Annotated in this window: 14 protein-coding genes; 7 read left to right on the top strand and 7 right to left on the bottom strand. The window is 59.5% G+C overall.

Annotation, left to right across the window (positions count from 1 at the left end; genetic code table 11):
• Positions 1-30 precede the first annotated feature (30 nt).
• The 4 genes from IFT66_RS18155 to proV form a co-directional block, all read right to left on the bottom strand.
• On the bottom strand, positions 31-291 hold the full coding sequence (locus IFT66_RS18155; RefSeq protein ID WP_062459760.1) for a helix-turn-helix domain-containing protein: 261 nt from the start codon (positions 289-291) through the stop codon (positions 31-33).
• Positions 292-369: 78 nt separating this feature from the next.
• The gene (locus tag IFT66_RS18150; protein ID WP_062459763.1) at positions 370-1,242 is read right to left on the bottom strand and encodes a glycine betaine ABC transporter substrate-binding protein; all 873 of its coding nucleotides are present in this window, start codon (positions 1,240-1,242) and stop codon (positions 370-372) included.
• A 67-nt stretch (positions 1,243-1,309) separates the two neighbouring features.
• Positions 1,310-2,200 (bottom strand): ABC transporter permease, encoded by an 891-nt coding sequence (locus IFT66_RS18145; RefSeq protein WP_062459766.1) that lies wholly within the window; start codon positions 2,198-2,200, stop codon positions 1,310-1,312.
• An 88-nt stretch (positions 2,201-2,288) separates the two neighbouring features.
• On the bottom strand, positions 2,289-3,521 hold the full coding sequence (gene proV / locus IFT66_RS18140; protein ID WP_192078438.1) for a glycine betaine/L-proline ABC transporter ATP-binding protein ProV: 1,233 nt from the start codon (positions 3,519-3,521) through the stop codon (positions 2,289-2,291).
• Between the two features lie 266 nt (positions 3,522-3,787).
• On the opposite strand from proV, the gene IFT66_RS23770 reads away from it, so the two are divergent.
• From IFT66_RS23770 to IFT66_RS18120, 5 genes are all read left to right on the top strand, one after another.
• On the top strand, positions 3,788-3,922 hold the full coding sequence (locus tag IFT66_RS23770) for a hypothetical protein (RefSeq protein WP_274604876.1): 135 nt from the start codon (positions 3,788-3,790) through the stop codon (positions 3,920-3,922).
• 243 nt (positions 3,923-4,165) lie between these two features.
• On the top strand, positions 4,166-5,410 hold the full coding sequence (locus IFT66_RS18135) for an amidohydrolase family protein (RefSeq protein ID WP_192078437.1): 1,245 nt from the start codon (positions 4,166-4,168) through the stop codon (positions 5,408-5,410).
• 67 nt (positions 5,411-5,477) lie between these two features.
• Complete coding sequence (locus tag IFT66_RS18130) at positions 5,478-6,476, top strand: alpha/beta fold hydrolase (RefSeq protein ID WP_192078436.1); 999 nt, start codon at positions 5,478-5,480, stop codon at positions 6,474-6,476.
• Positions 6,463-6,906 (top strand): DoxX family protein, encoded by a 444-nt coding sequence (locus IFT66_RS18125; RefSeq protein ID WP_192078435.1) that lies wholly within the window; start codon positions 6,463-6,465, stop codon positions 6,904-6,906. The genes IFT66_RS18130 and IFT66_RS18125 overlap by 14 nt, the downstream gene beginning before the upstream one ends.
• A 128-nt stretch (positions 6,907-7,034) precedes the next feature.
• Positions 7,035-7,652, top strand: a complete 618-nt coding sequence (locus IFT66_RS18120; protein ID WP_192078434.1) for a hypothetical protein — start codon at positions 7,035-7,037, stop codon at positions 7,650-7,652.
• A gap of 17 nt (positions 7,653-7,669) precedes the next feature.
• On the opposite strand, the gene IFT66_RS18115 is transcribed toward IFT66_RS18120, so the two are convergent.
• The 3 genes from IFT66_RS18115 to IFT66_RS18105 all read right to left on the bottom strand — a co-directional run bounded on the left by IFT66_RS18115 (position 7,670) and on the right by IFT66_RS18105 (position 11,487).
• The gene (locus IFT66_RS18115; RefSeq protein ID WP_371816254.1) at positions 7,670-9,028 is read right to left on the bottom strand and encodes a sensor histidine kinase; all 1,359 of its coding nucleotides are present in this window, start codon (positions 9,026-9,028) and stop codon (positions 7,670-7,672) included.
• 4 nt (positions 9,029-9,032) lie between these two features.
• Positions 9,033-9,686 carry a response regulator gene (locus IFT66_RS18110; RefSeq protein WP_113165382.1) on the bottom strand — a complete coding sequence of 218 codons (654 nt, stop codon included), beginning with the start codon at positions 9,684-9,686 and terminating at the stop codon, positions 9,033-9,035.
• A 181-nt stretch (positions 9,687-9,867) separates the two neighbouring features.
• Complete coding sequence (locus IFT66_RS18105; protein WP_192078568.1) at positions 9,868-11,487, bottom strand: phosphoethanolamine transferase; 1,620 nt, start codon at positions 11,485-11,487, stop codon at positions 9,868-9,870.
• Between the two features lie 432 nt (positions 11,488-11,919).
• Between IFT66_RS18105 and IFT66_RS18100 the strand changes: the two genes are divergently transcribed.
• Both IFT66_RS18100 and IFT66_RS18095 read left to right on the top strand, forming a co-directional pair.
• Entirely contained in the window at positions 11,920-13,149 is a 1,230-nt protein-coding gene (locus IFT66_RS18100) for a M24 family metallopeptidase (RefSeq protein ID WP_192078433.1), read from the top strand.
• Between the two features lie 184 nt (positions 13,150-13,333).
• The gene (locus tag IFT66_RS18095) at positions 13,334-15,442 is read left to right on the top strand and encodes a carboxy terminal-processing peptidase (RefSeq protein WP_192078432.1); all 2,109 of its coding nucleotides are present in this window, start codon (positions 13,334-13,336) and stop codon (positions 15,440-15,442) included.
• Positions 15,443-15,750: the final 308 nt, after the last annotated feature.

Below are 15,750 nucleotides of genomic sequence, written 5' to 3'. Positions count from 1 at the left end.
CGCTTCTGGTAGAGCTTCAACGCTGACAGTCTAGCTGTCCCACTTCGGCCCGACACCGCGGCCGGTAATCAACCAGCCGAGGCTTACCTGCAGGGAGCGTGCGACGATCTCGAGATCGGTTGCGATCGGTGCGTCACGGTCGTTCTCCCAGGCCTCCCAGACACTCCGGTCAACACCGGACATGTGGGCAGCATCATCTACCGAAAGATCAGTCGCATCGCGTGCCAGCGAGATACGCCCGCCGAGCGTATCGCCGGTAGCCTGGTCGAGATCCGTTCCGTCAATAAACATCGTCTGCTCCTAACAACTGGACGCTGGCATCAAGTAGCAAAAGGGCTCCGCGGATACCCGCGAAGCCCGAGGCCTATGTCAGCCGTCTTCTCCAACCCAGGCCTTGACCTGATCCGGATGGTCCTTGATGTATTTTGCGACCGCTTCGTCGTAGGACGTCTCCTGCGCGGTAAACATCCCCGCTTCGAGATCAGCGATCGGCAGCTTCATGCGCGAGAGGAAGCCGGCAACCTTCGGATTTTCGGTCTTGAAATCCTTGCGGGCAAGGACGTCGACGTGTTCTGCTTCACCCAGCGACTTCTTGGGGTCGGTCAGGTAACGAAGCTTGTACTTGCCGAACATCCAATGGGGGCTCCAGGACGTGGCGACGAACCACTTTTCGCTGCGCATGGCGCGATCGACAGTCGTCAGCATGCCCGCCTCACTGGAGATCTGCAGCTTGTAGTCGTCGAGACCGTAATCCTTAACGGCCTTTTCTGACAACCGTGTGAGACCTGCTCCCGGATCTATGCCCTGCACGATGCCGGAAAGCTTCTTCTGCACTTCAGGCTTCTTCAGATCCTCGATCGAAGCGATCTCGCTTTCCGGGATATAGGCCGGAACGACCCAGCCCAGCTTTGCGCCGTCATAGACGGTACCGAGCGTTTCGACCTTGTCCTTCACCTTCTCGTAGTAGTCCGCATGGGTCTGCGGCAGCCAGGCCATCATCATCGCGTCGAGATCGCCGCGGCTGACACCCTGGTACAGCGGAGCGACATCGGACTGTACCAGCTCGACTTCCGTGCCGAGTTCATCTTTGATGAGCTTGGCGGCGAGCTTGGTGACAAATTCAGCATCGGACCAAGCGGACCAGCCGATCTTTACCGGCTTGGCGTCCTGCGCCATCGTTGCGGTCACAGATCCACCGATGAGGGTGGCGGCGAGCCCGAGGGTTGCGAGGGTCTTGAACATGTAGTCTCCTTTTTGGGAGGTTTGCAATTGCGGGTTCATCACCCGCACGGTTCGGCGAAGGACTGGATCAGGCGGTTGCCGTCACCATATCCTCACGCTCGTTTCTCTTGAAAAGCGCGCGCCAGAGGGCGTTCGGCTTTCTGGATTTCTGGCCGAGGCTCTGGGTGATCCGGTCGAGAATGACGGCCAGGATGACGACGGCAAGACCGCCCTCGAAACCCGTGCCCACATCCAGGCGCTGGATACCGGTCAGGACCGTGTTGCCGAGCCCGCCGGCGCCGATCATCGAAGCGATGACGACCATCGACAGCGACAGCATGATCGTCTGGTTGATACCGGCCATGATCGAGGGCAGGGCATTGGGAAGCTGGATCTTGAACAGAAGCTGCGTCGAGGTGCAGCCAAACGCGTTGCCTGCCTCGATAAACTCGTGATGTACCTGGCGGATGCCAAGATTGGTCAGTCGCACGACAGGCGGCATTGCAAAGATCACCGTGGCGATGGCACCCGGTACTGCTCCAAGCCCGAAGAACATCGCTGCCGGAATGAGGTAGACGAACGCCGGCATGGTCTGCATCAGATCGAGGATGGGCCGGACGATGGCTGCGACACTATCCTTGCGCGCCATGGCAATGCCGAGCGGCAGGCCGATGATCATCGCCATCAGCGTCGACGCGATCACCAGGGAAAGCGTCTCCATCATGGCGCTCCAAAGACCCATGTGGTCCACCAGCCAAAGTGCGATGCCGGTCAGCAGGCCGAAGCCGAGGCCGACCCGCCAGAGGGATAGCGCGACAAAGATGGCAATGCCGACGGGCATCGGGAGCGCAAGCAGCGCATCCTGGATCGTCCCGGTTACAAAGCCGATCGCCGACGCGATCAGATCGAGAAAGGGGGAGAAGTTGTCGAGGATGTAGTTGACGGCTGTATCGATGCCGTCGCCGATGTTGAAATTCATGTCTGTCTCCGGTTTCTGGCCGGCTACAGCGCCGCCTGCATCATGGGCCGGCAGGGCGCTGCAACAATTCTAAGGTCGTGAATGGAAATCAGCTGGCGCGGTCGAGCGTTTCAAGCAGCGTCGTTTTGCTGATCGATCCGAGATAGCGCTTGGCGTCATCGATGACGGGGACCGGCCAGGCGCTGGCGGCGACCGTGCCGAGAACGTTCGACAGCGGTTCGTCGGCTGCGATTGTCTCGATCCCGGTGAGAAACGCTCCGCGGTAGGGATCATCCGCCTTGGCGCGCAGCTTTTCGACAAGCGATGTCTGGCTGACCATTCCCTGGTAGGTCTTGTCGCGACCAAGAATGATCGCGTATTCGCGGTCGAAGTGCTTCATGCGTTCGAGTGCGGCGGCGGCCGATACACCCTGACGGTCGATGATCGTGACCTGGGTCTTGCGAGCAACATCGCCGGCCTTGAAGACATGGCTGACATCAACATTGCGGAAGAAGGAGCGGACGTAATCATTGGCAGGGCTCATGACGATTTCGTCCGGCGTGCCGACCTGAATGACGCTGCCGTTCTGCATGATGCAGATACGGTCGCCGATCCGCATGGCTTCGTCGAGATCGTGGCTGACGAAGACGATCGTGCGGCTTTGTTCGGACTGAAGACGGACCAACTCGTCCTGCATCTCGGTCCGGATGAGCGGGTCAAGTGCCGAGAAGGCTTCGTCCATAAGAAGAATGGTCGGTTCACTGGCCAAAGCACGGGCAAGGCCGACGCGCTGCTTCATGCCGCCGGACAGCTGATCCGGAAGGCTGTCCTCGTAACCGTCGAGGCCCACGGCCTTCAAAGCAACGAGAGCCTTCTGCCGACGCTCGGCTTCGTTGACGCCTGCGACCTCGAGACCGAAGGAAGCGTTGTTGAGCACGGTACGGTTGGGCAGAAGCGCGAAGGACTGGAACACCATGCTGATATCGCGGCGCCGCAGATCGATCAGTTCCTTGCGCGACATCTGGGTGATGTCACGCCCGTCGATTTTTATCGCACCGGCTGTCGGCTCGATGAGCCTGTTCAGCAGACGAAGGAGGGTGGATTTTCCGGAGCCGGACAGGCCCATGATCACGAAAATCTCGCCAGCCTTGATCTCGAAGCTCGCATCGTTGACACCGACGGAGCAACCGGTCGCTGAATGGATTTCGGATTTTGTCTTGCCGGCGCGGATCATGTCCAAGGCCTTGTCAGGCCGCTCGCCGAAGATTTTGTAGACATTGTTTAGACTGATCTTGGTCGATGTCGCTTCAAGCGGCGCGTCATTTTCAGTTTCATAAGCCATTAAAAATTTGGCCCGGGCTCGGTAGCGCGGGCATTCTCCTAGACAGTCGGATCTACTCTACGGCGGAAGCATAGGCTTTCCGGCCAAAGGTCGTCCGTGTATTTTATTTGGGCGATATAGCCATCGCCGGCGAAGAACCAATCCGATCAGCGTATCGCGAGGATTGTATCAAGTCAGACGTCACGCACTAAAAGCGCGCTCAGACGCACATTCGTTATGCGCATCTGCAGCCCGTCCATGACCTGTTTGTAGAGCGGGAGATGTGGATGTCCATCAAAAAATCCAATTTGCATGGGCCGGAAAATCTCCCGAAGCAGGCTCATCCATCGCAGATCCACTGCATCAACGAGCATCTCGCCCTATCGAACCCGGATTTCAGACCGGCCATCACGAAACCGTGAAACAATGAAAATCTTGCTCTAGCCCAGATTGCGAAGGTCCAGACTTGTGAGCCGGTGAGCTACACTCCGCCGCGCAATCGTCCCAACAAGCCGATTTCCCGACCGTTAGCCAGCCAACGGAACTCCCCGCAGCCGCTCTGAGAAACACTCGCGTTGCCATGCGACATGGGATATTTGCATTGTTGGGTGATGGGCGAGTAACGACGTCTGGTCTTTGTGAAGCGGTTTACTCAGCGTGGTCTCATGAGCGTTGTCGGGCAGAGTACTTTTATCATCGACAATCTGAGATTGGCGGACGGTCGCCAAGGCATGTCGCTGAGTGTTTCGAACGGCGTGATAGTCGCGATCGGGGAGCAGACCGCACAGCTATCGTCGCCGCGTCTCGATGCTGGAGGGGTGCTGATCCTGCCGGGACTGACGGATGCGCATGTCCATCTCGACAAGGCGATGATCCTTGGCCGCTGCCCGCTGTGCGAGGGGACCCTTGCTGAAGCCGTTCGGCTGACGGCGCAAGCGAAACGCAGCTTTACCGCAGAGGATGTCGAAGCGCGCGGCGCGCAAGTCTTGGAATTGGCTGTGCGTGCGGGTACGCAGCGCATGCGCAGCTTCGTCGAGGTGGATCCACGCGCAGGTCTTCGAAGTCTGGAAGGTCTGCTGCGGCTGAAGCGCAGATGGTCGGGTCTCATCGACGTCCAGCTTTGCGCCTTCGTGCAGGAAGGCCTGACCAACGAGCCTGAAACCATCGACCTTCTTCACGAAGCCATGAGGATGGGTGCGGATCTGATTGGCGGATGTCCTTATACGGACCCTGATCCCGTTGCCCATGTCGAGCTCATCTTCGGCCTTGCCCGTCGTTACAACGTTGATGTCGACTTCCACGCCGACTTCGATCTCGATCCCGGAAATTCCATTTTGCCCGAGATCATCAGGCAGACCGAAGCCTTCGGCTGGGGCGGGCGTGTCACTGTCGGCCATGCAACGAAGCTTGCAGCCTTCGACCCTGACGAGCGTGAGAGGATGGCGCGGAGCATGGCCGAGGCCGGTATCGCTCTCGTCGTCTTGCCCGCGACAGACGCGTTTTTGAACGGATCGCGCGACAACCCGATGCGGCCGCGCGGGATCGCTCCGGCAGCCCAGATGAAGCGCTTCGGGGTGGATGTCGCGCTCGCCACCAACAATGTGCAAAACCCGTTCACACCGTATGGCGACGCCTCACTGCTTCGGATGGCAGGCCTCTACGCCAATCTTGATCAGCTCTCGACGGCAGCTGATATGCACAGCGTTTTCGAGATGGTGTCGACAGATGCGGAGAAGATCACGGGGATGCTGGCGCCACCGATCGCTGTGGGGGCGAAGGCCGAATTCATTCTTGTTGCCGCAGAAACGGCTGAAGATGCGATCCGCCGCAACGCGCCCGTCGTCGCCGCTGTCAAACGCGGCGTGTTGCGACTATGGGCGCCTCTTGCGCCTTTGATCATTCCGGACTGAAACTTTCCTTGTCCCGCGCGCGTAGTAGGAGCGAAATGCTCATTTCGGCGAAACGCATTGAGGACTAATGCAAAAGATTGTCTTGCTTCTGGGGTTTGCGCTCGCGGCGTTCGGCATCGTCGGCGCGCGGCAGGTGACGGCCGATGACCATGCGGCACAAGCGGTCCGGATCGATGTCGGCGGTTACAAACTCAACAGCGTTCTGATCGAGCCGGACAAAAAAGCGGATCTTCCCCCGATCGTTTTTCTCCATGGTGCGAGCACGAGCCTGAAAGATCCCCTCTTTTCGTTCAGGAAGACGTTGCAGGGCAGGGCGCGACTGCTGTTCGTCGACCGACCGGGACATGGCAGTTCCGATATCGGAGGCGAACAGAATATCCTTCCGGATGGCCAGGCTGATGCCGTCGCGCAACTGATGAGGAAGCGGGGGATCGGCAAGGCCATTATCGTCGGCCATTCCTTCGGGGGCGCCATCGCCGCAGCATTTGCAGTTCGGCATCCGGACATGGTGTCCGGTCTCGTCTTCCTGTCGCCGGCGGTCTACCCCTGGGACGGAAGCGTCGCATGGTATTATTCTGCAGCCACAGCCCCTGTCACGGGCCAGGTCTTCAGCGCGCTCGTCGTTCCACCGGTGGGGCTGCTGGCGATCAAGGGGGCGGCCAGCGCAGTCTTCTCTCCCAATCCTGTCCCAGCCGGCTATATTGCCGAGACCAATGCGTTTCAGGCGCTGAGCCCAACCGCATTTCGCCATAATGCGCGGGAAATCTCGGCGCTCAGCGACTGGGCACGTACCGCCTCGCGACAATATCCGAAGATCAAGGCGCCGACCGTGATCATCATCGGTGATGCCGATGAGATCGTGTCTCCCGAAATCCATGCCAAACATCTGGCGCGCGATATCCGCGGCGCAAAACTGATCGTCGTCCACAAGCTCGGGCACAAGTCCGACTACGTCGCAAGGGATCTGGCGGTGGCTGCCATGGAAAGCGTTGCGGGCCGACGCAGGGACTTAGCCTCCATTGCAAGGTCGGTGGAGCGACGGATAGCGGCAGATGCAAAGGATTGAACCCGCCAGGGAACGGGAGGGACAGGACCTGACCGTCTGGCGCCGTCGGTGCCGGTTGGGCCTCTTCCTGTTCTATGCCGCAGCGGGCGTCCTGCATATTACCGTGCCGCGGCCGTTTCTCAGCATCACACCCAGCTGGGTCCCTGACGCACCGGAGGTGATTCTTGTAACGGGCCTCTGCGAGATCGCAGGCGCGATCGGATTGCTTGTTCCGTGGTCGCGTCGGTATGCGGGCATTGGCCTGGCGCTTTACGCAGCCTGCGTGTTTCCTGCCAATATCAAGCACGCAGTTACCAGCCTGACTGCGCCAGACGCCTCGCAGTGGCAGTGGCTTTATCACATGGTCCGATTGCCGTTACAGCCTGTTCTGATCTGGATCGCCCTGTTTGCGGCGGGCATCGTCAGGTGGCCGATGAGGGCGAGAGACTGATCTGTCGCCTCTGCGCGACAACAATTCCGCGCCGGCATCGTGCCGCGCTCGGCGAAGGTCGGAGGATTTCCAACCCGAATCCACCGGCAGCACGACACGACCTTAAGGGTTTCAAAAAGGAAGAGACCATGTCCTCCATTTCCAGAACCGGCTTTACGATACTCTCAGGCGCACTGATCGCCGTCACGCTCGGTGTTTCGGCCTTTGCGGCAGACACCGTCCGGGTCCGCGGGAAAGTCGAGAGCCTCCAAGGCAAGACCCTGTCTGTCAAAACCCGCGAAGGCACGAATGCCAAGATCATGCTCAAGGATGACTGGAAGGTGTCGAGCGTTGCCAAGGCCTCTATCGATGACATCAAGCCTGGTGACTTTGTAGGGATCGCCTCGTTGCCGACTGCCGATGGCGGTGACGGCGCTCTTGAAGTTCTGATCTTCCCGGCGGCGATGAAAGGCACCGGTGAAGGCAGCTACGCCTGGGATCTGAAGCCGAACAGCTCGATGACAAATGCGACGGTTGCCGATGCGGTCAAGTCCGTCGATGGCCACACGGTCACCGTGACCTACAATGGCCAGGAGAAAAAGATCTCGATCCCTGAGGGCACGCCGATCGTGACGTTCGCGTCAGCAGTCGAAGCGGATATCAAGGCAGGCGCGACTGTGTTTGTGCCATCGGAAAAGGCGGCCGATGGCTCCATGTCGAGCGGTCGGGTCGTTGTTGGCACCAACGGCGTCGTGCCTCCGATGTGAACGAGCTCGTCGATCGCCTAGAGATGGCGCAGTTCTATCCGCGCTTCGAAACCGTCGGAGCGTCCTGTCGCCGGAGATGCGAGGATCAACTGTCCGTTCATCTGACCGAGTAGTCGGTCCACAATTGAAAGACCGAGACCGGAGCCTTCGGCTTCGGTCCGGCCACGCCCGAAGCGCTTGCGAATGGCGGCAAGTTCAATCGCACTCATAACCGGCGATCCGTTGGTAATGCGCACTGGGCCACCATCCTCAAGAAACACCTCGACCGGTTTATCCGGTGTCCCGTGAATGAGTGCGTTTTCGATCAGATTGCGCAGCACGATCGCGAACCCGTCTTCGCTCACCGGCGCCGTCAGGCGCGCGCCGGTTGGATGGCGGAGGACCAGCCGGTCGGGATCGGCCATGCCGCGCTGAAAATCGGTCACCACCATGTCCAGAACACGACCGAGATCGACGGCGTGGTCGGCGAGGCCGATGCCCGCTTCCGCGCGAGACAGTTGCAGCATCTTTTCCGCAAGGTGGCTCAGTCGCGTCAGTGAGGCTTCAACCTGGTCGGCACGCCGGCGATGAGGGTTTCCCACAAGTTCGGCGACCAGCATCTGAGTCTGCGCCAGCGCGCCCGCAATCGGCGTTCTCAGCTCGTGGGCGCTGTTGGCGGTAAATTCACGCTCCGCATCAAGTGCTGTGCGCAGGCGCTGCATCAGCCGATTGACCGATGCGGCAATCGGCATCAACTCTTTCGGAAGCGCCGTCGCGTCGATCGGCTCGGTGTTGCCGCCGTCCTTGGTTTCGATCTCCTCGCGCAACGCACCGACGGGACGGACAGCTCGACGCACCACGAACCAGATCGCCATTCCGCAGACGGGAATAAGCAGCAGGAGTGGCAGAAACAGTGCCATGGCGCCTTCGCGAAGCGCTTCTTCTCTGTTTTCGAAAGCGTCGGCGACCTGCACGAAGACACTCCGATCGCCATTCGCCGCGGTATAAAATTGATAGGTGTCGTTTCGCCACAGCCCTGCCTTCAGCGGCGCCTCGAAAGGTTCTGCCGGCGCATCATGGGACCGGATCAGGATCCGCCCGGCCGTGTCTCTCACCTGATAGATCAGGTACTCCCGTTCGCCGCTCGAACTCGCGGTCTGTAGTTGTTGGGGGGAGGCGCCGACGAGGCTGCGATGTTCGAGGTCGTCGACGGCAAGGGGAACCAGTCTTTCGGCCGTATCCTGCAGAGTGCCATCGAAAATTTCGGCGAGCTCCTCTTCCATCACAACGAGGCCGAGGCCCACGGCAAGCAGCCAGAGAAACGCCATCACCACGGTCAGCCACAAAATCAAACGCCGGGTCATGGAAGGCGCCGTCTTGGAAAGAAGCATGCTCATCGATCTACCCTAGCCGATATCCAATTCCGCGCAGTGTTGTGATGTGGTCGCGGCCAAGCTTCTTGCGCAAGCGGCTGACATAGACTTCGACGGTATTGCTCTCGATTTCCGAGCCGAAGGCGTAGAGCGCTTCCTCGATCTGTGATTTGGAAACGACCGCGCCGACACGAGACGACAGCGCGTCAAGCACGGCCCATTCTCGGCTGGAAAGTTCGATGACGGTGCCCGTTGCGGTAACGCGGCGGTCGGTCGCATCGATCTCGAGATCGCCCACGCGAAGAAGCGAAACCGGACGGCCGCTGTAACGGCGACTGACCGCCAACATGCGCGCCGTCAGCTCACCCAGGTTGAAAGGCTTCACGAGGTAGTCGTCTGCACCGCTGTTCAATCCTTCGATGCGATCTGAAATCTGGTCATGTGCCGTCAGAATGATTACCGGCGTGGTGATACCCTTGGCGCGCAGGCGTTTCAAAAGCGCGATGCCGCTGCCATCCGGCAGGCGCAGATCCAGAAGGACAAGACCGTAGCCGGTCGTCGAGAGGGCGCTCTCTGCAGCGTCAAGCGTCTTGGTCCAGTCGACGGCATGGTCGGCGCTCGCCACATGGTCGCGCACTGCTTCCCCAAGTGTCACGTCATCCTCGACCAGAAGAACTCTCAAGCAGTCTGCTCCATCCCTTTGCCATTTCGCTTCGGCGATCCGGAGGCGAGAATAGCCGGAAATCTCAGGAAGTGGAGCGACAATCGTGCGCACACAAGCGAAGCACGAAAGCCCTGTTGCCAACCCAGCAAGCGATGTCGAGAAGAACTGTCTGACCGGACTACCACCAGTGTCGAACGGGTCAGAAGTCTGCACGCGCGCTGGCAACGCCGCTACTGTCTCTCACCCGCCGGCATGATGCCATTACGTCAAGGTCCGGCTTGTAGCTCGAAGTCCGAACGGACATCATTCCGAGTACGGTGTGAAACAGATTGTCATGTGAGGCGGGTGCAGCCGCTCGGGAAGAGAGGCATTGCGGATCGGTCGTGGTTTTCAACTCCGACCCTTGCCACAGCACAAAGGGCACGTGGGTCTGCTGCGATGGCGCAACGACATACGGAGCGCCGTGCAGATAAAGGCCATGCTCACCGAGCGACTCGCCGTGATCGGACATGTAGATCATGGCTGGAGCGATGACGTCCTGACGCGCCTTCAGACTGTCGATAACCGACGCGAGGATGTGGTCGGTGTAAAGGATCGTGTTGTCATAGGCGTTGACGATCTCATCGGTTTTGCAATTGCCCAGTTCAGCATTGCGGCATTCCGGCTTGAAGCGGGCAAAGGACGTGGGATAGCGCTCAGAATAGGCGGGGCCATGACTTCCCATCTGATGGAGGACCAGGACGCTGTCGCCCTTGACTGTCGAGAGCCAGCCATCGAGTGCCGCGACCATTCCCTCGTCGAGGCACTCCCTGTCTTTGCAGTAGCGGGGATCGTTGGCATCGGAAAACGAGTGGTAGGCGGTACGGCTTGCAACGTTCTTGCTGCCGGTGTTGTCGTCCCACCATTCCGTTTTGATACCCGCGTGACCGAGGACGTCGAGCAGATTTTCATTCGCGAGGCCGGCACGATGGGAATAGCCGCGCCGTGTCAGGTTGGAAAACATGCAGGGCACGGAAACCGCTGTTGCCGTGCCGCAGCTTGATGTTTCCTTGAAGTAGGTAATGTCTCGGCGGGCGAGCTCCGGATTGGTGTCGCGGCCGTAGCCACCAAGCGAAAAATTCTCGGCACGGGCCGTCTCGCCGACAACGATCACCACGACGCGCGGTCGGCCGGAGGATGTCGGGGCAATGACGCGGGCATCGGTCCCGAGCGATTTCACGACGACGGTTTCGTCCTCGCCGGTCGCCATGGCAAAGCCGATGGCATTGCCGATCGGCACGAAGGGGTTGAGTGTCATCATCAGGTCTTTGTGGAGCCGCGTGACGGAGGCAATGCTGCGAGCGCTGCTCATTCCGCAGGCGAGCGCGACCAGCAGAAGTGGAACGATTGCCGCGCTGTTCCACAAAACTTTGCCGAAGAACGGCCTGTGTTCGATCTTGACCCAGCAGACCAGAAGCGATGGCAGGATACCGAAAACAGCCATGTGCAGCACGAAGGCCGGTGTCAACAGATGCCCGGCTTCGGACGACGTCGTCTGGACGGCGTTGCGGATCATGTCGACGTCGATGATCGTTCCGAACCTGTCCATGAACCAGGAGCCCGCAGCAGCGCTCACGAAAAGAAAGACCAGAACCGGCTTCAGGACATACTTGAGCGACAACGATACGATCAACGCTGCGAAAAGGCATGCGAGACCGAGTATGAAGGCAGCAAAGGCGAGGTGACTGTCGAAATAGGCGAAAGCCCGCGTGAGAAACATCCGGTTGGTAAAGGCCGCCAGATAGAGCGCACCTGTCACAGCCAGGGTAACGCTACCCATCCGCGGGCGGAAGAAAGGAGGTGCGGTTCTGGACAGACTGTAGATCGGCACTGGTTGATCCTCGGCGAACTCGATTGCCACGGATTTGCATCGGATCCTGACACGCACCTGAATGCCCTAGACCAACGGCCACCCTTCAGCTGGGAGTCAGCTTCGTTCGTCATCATTGCCTGAGTGAGAAGCAACAAGGCCTATACTCGGTGAACAGTTTTCGTCTTCGGCCCGGTCTAATTTTCGTGGGCATATTCGTACTGATCGTTTGCTCGATCTCGCTGCTGCGCGATCCCCGGCACGTTCGCAATCCCCAGACGCTACCGGGATCGAACGTTCGACAAACACATATGCCGACGGGTTGAGCCACCGCATCTTGACCGGCCGATGTCCGGTGCGCCATGTCATGGGGTGCATCTTTACGGACGACGGGGACAGGCAGTGGGCGATATCGATCGGGACAGGGCAGAGCGATTGATGCAAGAGGCCGATCTTGACGGCCTGCTGCTATTCCAACCCGAGGCATTCCGCTACGCAATCGGCGCACCCGCTGGCGTCGCAACGATGTGGGGCAGGGCAGGGGCAGCAATCGCTTTTGTCCCCGCGGATGCGGGGCTCGCGCTTGCCGCCGTCGTCAGCGATCACGCCCTGCCAAGCATCCGCAAATCCGCACATGATGTCGAGTTGCGCAGTCATCGGATCTGGATCGACACCGTCGATACATCGGACGCCGGCTCCATCGCGCAAATCGACCAGTGCTATCGCCGAGGTGGGGCGACGGGGGAAAGGCCTGAAACCTTTGATCGCGAAGTGTCCTTCGGCCTGCTGGGAGAACTGCTTCGCGAGCGCGGTCTATCTGAGGCTCGTCTTGGCGTTGACATGGAGTTCATGCCCGCCGCCGATTTTGCCGCGCTGAAGCACCATCTGCCCCGCGCCTTGTTGACAGATGGATCTGCGGTTCTGCGCCGCCTGCGCTCGGTGAAGACGCCGGTCGAGATCGCTCGATTGCGTCTTGCGGCCAATGCGGCAGAGGCAGGCATTGTCAGAATGGTCGAGGCCATACGGCCCGGCGCCTCTGTCCAATCGCTCTCCGACGCTTGGAAATCCGGCGCGAAGGCGTTCGCAATCGGGAAGGGCGTCAGCCTGTCCGGGTCATGGGACTACATCTCCGTTGGCCCGGATCTTTCAGACGCGAACGCGACGGTTGTTCCGGGTGCGCTCATCAAGGCAGATGTAGGAACGCTGGTGGAGGGATATTCTTCCGATAGCGCACGAACCTTCGTCTACGGCGAGGCGTCGCCGCTCGCGAACGATCTCGACAAGATCCTCCTCGAGGCATTTGAAGCGGGCCTCGAGCAGATCCGGCCCGGCAATACATTCGGCGCGGTGCATCGGGTTGTCACGGCCGCCATCCGTCGTGGGGGTTTGAGCGAATATCATCGTGGGCATTTCGGGCACTCGGTCGGCGGCAGCGCCGGCATCGAGGAATGGCCATTTTTCTCGATGGGAAATGAGGAACTGATCCAGCCGGGCATGGTGGTGGCGCTCGAGACGCCTTTCTACGGGAATGGCTTTGGTGCCCTGATGATCGAGGACCAGTTCCTTGTGACCTCTGACAGCACGGAATGCATGAATAGATTGCCGCGCGGTCTTCAGAAGATCATGCATTGAAGCCTGACGACCGAACGCCCGCGAACGGCATTCTTCAGAAATCAGGGGCCCTCCGCGCACGCCGTTCGTCCTGGTTCTTGCGATGGACACGCAATATTGCACACCCAGACAGTTGCCAAAACTCGATCATTGTTGCACCACCATTGCGCAAAACGAACCGACATCGCAATTGGAACATAGCGGAATGCGTCTGAGATATTCTTTCCTTGGTCTACTTCTTGCCATCGCACCAGCAGCCTATGCCTTGGAACCGGGCACACCCCCCGTCCTCGCTCCGCTCGATCGGCAGGCACAGGCGGCCAATATCAGCGCACAGTTTCTCGGCCGCTACAGCTACAAGCCCGTACCGCTGGACGACGCGCTGTCGGTCAAGATCATGAACAGCTTCATCAAGTCGCTGGATCCGGACCGGAGCTTTTTTCTCAAATCCGATATCGACAGCTTTGCCGCGAACAGCAAGAAGATCGACGATGCGATCGAGGACGAGGATCTGAAGCTTCCCTTCTCGATTTTCAACGTTTATTCGCAGCGCGTTTCAGAGCGCCTGACTTATGCACGTGAGTTGCTGAAGCAGGGTTTCGACTTCACCCAGCGGGAAGAGTATTCCGTGCTGCGAGACGACGCGCCGTGGCCGCAGTCGCAACAGGAAAGCAACGACCTGTGGCGCAAGCGTGTGAAAAGCGACTGGCTGCGCCTGAAACTGGCAGGCTCCCAGGACGCGACGATCCGCGAGACGCTCGACAAGCGCTACCAGAACGTCCTTGATCGGACCTACCGTTATAAGAGCGACGATGTATTCCAGTCTTTCATGGCTGCCTACACGACGTCGGTCGACCCGCACACGGACTATTTCGGGGCGAGGGCAGCGGCTGAATTTGACATCTCCATGAGCCTGTCTCTCGTCGGTATCGGTGCGGTTCTGCAAGAGCGTGACGGTTACACCACGATCCGTGAGCTCGTGCCTGGCGGCCCGGCGCAGCTCTCCGGCAAGCTTGCTGTCGGCGATCGCATCGCAGGCGTTGCGCAAGGTGAAGATGGCCCGATGAAGGACGTCGTGGGTACGCGCCTCGACGAAATTGTGCAGATGATCCGTGGCGCGAAGGATTCTGTCGTCCGTCTGGACGTGCTGCCTGCAGATACCGGTGAGACCGGAAGCCACCGGGTTATCAGCCTCGTGCGCGACCGGGTTAGTCTCGAAAAACAGGCAGCCCAGAAAAGCATTATTCCGGTCGAGGACAAAGGTGTCGCCCGCCGCATCGGCGTGATCACTCTGCCTGCCTTTTACGAGGACTTCGAAGCGAGACGCAAAGGCGAGAAGAACTACAAGAGCGCCAGCCGCGATGTCGCCAAGCTGCTCGTTGAACTCAAACAGGAAAACGTTGATGGCGTCCTGATTGACCTGCGCGACAACGGCGGCGGATCCCTGTCTGAAGCGATTGAACTCACCGGGCTCTTTGTCGGCAAGGGACCGGTCGTGCAGCAGCGCGATGCCAAGGGTAAGGTTGAAATCCTGAAGGACGATCGGTCTGCTCCCGCTTGGGCGGGCCCGGTCGGCGTGCTCATCAACCGCGGTTCGGCTTCGGCCTCCGAGATCTTTGCTGCAGCTATCCAGGATTATGGTCGCGGCGTTGTGATCGGCGAGCCCAGCTTCGGCAAGGGAACCGTGCAGACCGTCGTGGATCTCGATCAGGCGACGCGCAGCAGCGAATCGAAATACGGCGAATTGAAACTGACCATCGCCCAGTTCTTCCGCGTCGATGGCGGTACGACCCAGCTTCGCGGTGTGACGCCGGATATCAACCTCCCGGGCCTTTCTGACCCGAAGACGCTGGGTGAGGCGAGCTATGACAATGCGCTGCCATGGACACGTATCAAGCCTGCCAAATATGCCGCAGTCGGAAATGTCGCTTCGGTTCTGCCACAACTGCAGACCCAGCACGAAGCCCGAATCAAGGATGACCCGGACTTCCAGCGGTTCATCGAGGACGCTGCCGAACTGAAGCAGCAGCGCGAGAAAAAGGTCATCTCGCTCAACGAGGCCGAACGCCGGGCAGAACTCGCAGCCGTCGCTAGTCGTCTGAAGGCTCGCGAGCAGATCAACAATGGCCTGGTCGGCAGCGAAGACGATGGTCTGCAAGCAAACGAACGTAGCTTGAGTGCGGAGATCGCTCTTGAGGATGCGCGCAAGAATGCCAAGGACGTCCTGAAAAACGAAGCGTCTGCGATTGTCGCCGATCAGGCGACCTTGCTGCAAGACAGCAATGCACAGCCCGGGCGCGCCAAGCGAAACTAGTCACAAGCGGGCTGCGGGGTGGTCGGGGTTCAAGTGAACCTTATTACGGTCATTAGAGCAACTTCGAATGACATCGACAGCGCGCTGTAGCGATACCGTGCGCTGTCGTCAAAGCCAAGGGGAGATGCAGTTTCAGCGACGTGGAAAACCTGAGCCACCCGACAGAGAGCATCACCCAGTTATCAGATAATATGCATTATGGAACCAATGGATATTGATGGCGTGTAGCAGGCTTAGCGGCCTTGGCTGAGACGGTAGATACGTCCGCTACGTTTCAACGTGCCGCCTCTGAAGCGCCGATATCAGCA

The sequence above is a fragment of the Rhizobium sp. CFBP 13726 genome, assembly GCF_014841925.1.
In the GTDB taxonomy this organism is placed as follows: domain Bacteria; phylum Pseudomonadota; class Alphaproteobacteria; order Rhizobiales; family Rhizobiaceae; genus Neorhizobium; species Neorhizobium soli.
The sequence above is the reverse complement of the archived record's forward strand: the minus strand, read 5'-3'. Positions and strand labels throughout refer to the sequence as shown.

Bases quoted from the DNA above. Each gene is read 5' to 3' on its own strand.
- IFT66_RS18155 (WP_062459760.1), bottom strand. From the start codon at position 291: ATGTTTATTGACGGAACGGATCTCGACCAGGCTACCGGCGATACGCTC.
- IFT66_RS18150 (WP_062459763.1), bottom strand. From the start codon at position 1,242: ATGTTCAAGACCCTCGCAACCCTCGGGCTCGCCGCCACCCTCATCGGT.
- IFT66_RS18145 (WP_062459766.1), bottom strand. From the start codon at position 2,200: ATGAATTTCAACATCGGCGACGGCATCGATACAGCCGTCAACTACATC.
- proV (WP_192078438.1), bottom strand. From the start codon at position 3,521: ATGGCTTATGAAACTGAAAATGACGCGCCGCTTGAAGCGACATCGACC.
- IFT66_RS23770 (WP_274604876.1), top strand. From the start codon at position 3,788: ATGTCCATCAAAAAATCCAATTTGCATGGGCCGGAAAATCTCCCGAAG.
- IFT66_RS18135 (WP_192078437.1), top strand. From the start codon at position 4,166: ATGAGCGTTGTCGGGCAGAGTACTTTTATCATCGACAATCTGAGATTG.
- IFT66_RS18130 (WP_192078436.1), top strand. From the start codon at position 5,478: ATGCAAAAGATTGTCTTGCTTCTGGGGTTTGCGCTCGCGGCGTTCGGC.
- IFT66_RS18125 (WP_192078435.1), top strand. From the start codon at position 6,463: ATGCAAAGGATTGAACCCGCCAGGGAACGGGAGGGACAGGACCTGACC.
- IFT66_RS18120 (WP_192078434.1), top strand. From the start codon at position 7,035: ATGTCCTCCATTTCCAGAACCGGCTTTACGATACTCTCAGGCGCACTG.
- IFT66_RS18115 (WP_371816254.1), bottom strand. From the start codon at position 9,028: ATGAGCATGCTTCTTTCCAAGACGGCGCCTTCCATGACCCGGCGTTTG.
- IFT66_RS18105 (WP_192078568.1), bottom strand. From the start codon at position 11,487: ATGGGTAGCGTTACCCTGGCTGTGACAGGTGCGCTCTATCTGGCGGCC.
- IFT66_RS18095 (WP_192078432.1), top strand. From the start codon at position 13,334: ATGCGTCTGAGATATTCTTTCCTTGGTCTACTTCTTGCCATCGCACCA.